The organism is Streptomyces lushanensis, assembly GCF_001700515.1.
GTDB lineage: Bacteria > Actinomycetota > Actinomycetes > Streptomycetales > Streptomycetaceae > Streptomyces > Streptomyces lushanensis.
This window is the reverse complement of record NZ_MAUD01000536.1, coordinates 1-1,957: the sequence shown is the minus strand read 5'-3', so window position 1 is coordinate 1,957 and position 1,957 is coordinate 1. Positions and strand designations below refer to the sequence as shown.

Here is a 1,957-nt window from a genome sequence, read left to right as displayed (position 1 = left end):
GAACTGGCGATGCACGAGGCGCCGCCGGGGCCGCCCGTCATGCCCGCCGCCGCCTCGTGCATCGCCAGTTCGAGCAGCGACGGGTCGGTGAGGGTGCCCGCGCCGTCCGGCGGGATCAGCCAGCGCATCCCGCCGCTCGCGCGGCCCGGGTACGGAACGACGATCCAGGTGCCGCGACCGGCGCCGCGCACCCCCGTACCGAGCCAGCGCGCGGCCGTTCCCGGCGGCACGAAGAAGCCCATCCGGGAGTCGCCGAAGTCGGCGAGCACCGGGCCCGGACGGTCCACGAGCCTGGTCAGCACATCGAGTGTCGGATAGCCGAGTTCGCCGGGGAGGATCAGTACGTCCCAGCGCCGGCCGGCGGGCAGGAGCGCGATCCCGAGCGGGTCGCGCTCCCACTCCCGCCGGCAGGCCTCGGGATCCGGTGCCACCGATGCCAGCCACTCCACCGCGCCTTGTGCCCCCGAGCCAGTCATAAGCCCGGCCTCCCATCCGTATTGTTGGACAGTGTGTCCACAGGAGGCGAGACACGGAGGGGGCCGGTGGATGACGCGGGTTCGGACGACTACTTGGCAGTGATCTGACTCACACGGCGGAAACCCGGGGCCCGGGCGAGGTCCCGCCGTGGGCGAGGGCCTCTCACCACCAGGCCGTCGGATAGACCTCCCGCTGCAGCCGGGAGGAGACCATCTGCACCAGGATGAGCAGCACCGCGCCCGCGGTCAGCAGGGGCACGAAGCGGTCGGCGGGCGGGTCGGTGAGCATGATCATGACGGCGGTCGCCATGGCCGGCGGATGGGACGCCCTGACCACGAGCGCGAACGCACAGGCCGCCCCGCAGGCCACTGCGGCGGCCCAGGGGCCGTGCCAGCCGAGGGCGAGAATCCCGAAGCTGACTAAGCAGGAGAGCAAATGGCCGCCGATGACGTGGCGGGGCTGCGCGAGCGGCGACTCGGGGGTCGCGGTGATGATCGCCGTGGTGGCCGCGAGCGGCGGTATCAGCACCGTCTGGTGGGTGAGCGTCCCGACGGCCACCAGGACGGCCAGTCCGAACGACGTGGTGACGGCCGCCGACGCGACCCTCGCCGGGCGGGCCGGGAACTTCCCTCCCCCGGCGTGCCGGACAGACCTCATGAGTGCGACGCCCTCGCCCGGGAGGAGGGCGTACAGCGGCAGCGCGCCTGCGGGGCATGCGGAATCAGCACGGGAACTCCAGAACCGTCCCCGCTTCCTGCCCACGGCGGCTCGTCGTCCGTGAAGGCGGGGAACACATCCGGCATCCTGGCGTCCCCGGCCGCCGCCCGTCCAAGTCGCCTTTTCGATTGCTTGATCGACGCCGTCGATCGACGCGTGTGCGCTGGTGGGAGCCCTCACGGGACGCGGCGGCGACCGGCGACGGACAGCTGCCCTGCGCCGGGGTCGCCGGCGATGCACCGGCCGCGCCGAGATGATCACCGGCCGGGGAACGACGCGGCGGCGACATCGGCGGTCCGGTGGCCGCCACCGCGTCCGGAACGCCCCGGAGTCCACCCGCCTCTCGGGGTGCGCGCCTGTCGGCACCTGCCCGTGACCGCGCGACACACCCGGGCCGTCGTCGCGAGCCCGCCGGGGACCGCCGTCGTCACGACCCGTCAGGGACTACGGGACACCCCTCAGCTGTCGAATCCCAGTCCCAGCCGGTCCATCGTGCGCAGCCAGACATTGCGCCGGCCGCCCCGGGCGTCCGCCCGCGCCAGTGACCACTTGGTGAGACCGATCCCCGCCCAGGCGGCCGGCGCAATGTCTGGCTGCGCACGATGGACCGGCTGGGACTGGGATTCGACAGCTGAGGGGTGTCCCGTAGTCCCTGACGGGTCGTGACGACGGCGGTCCCCGGCGGGCTCGCGACGACGGCCCGGGTGTGTCGCGCGGTCACGGGCAGGTGCCGACAGGCGCGCACCCCGAGAGGCGGGTGGAC

2 protein-coding genes are annotated in these 1,957 nt (G+C 73.5%); both read right to left on the bottom strand.

All coding sequences use genetic code 11. The features are described 5' to 3' along the window. On the bottom strand, window positions 1–476 hold a 476-nt coding region (locus BFF77_RS30910; protein WP_066956667.1), incomplete at its 3' end, for a hypothetical protein. Window positions 477–639: 163 nt separating this feature from the next. After that, window positions 640–1,134, bottom strand: coding sequence for an HPP family protein (locus BFF77_RS30905; RefSeq protein ID WP_066956665.1), 495 nt, complete (start codon window positions 1,132–1,134; stop codon window positions 640–642). Window positions 1,135–1,957: the final 823 nt, after the last annotated feature.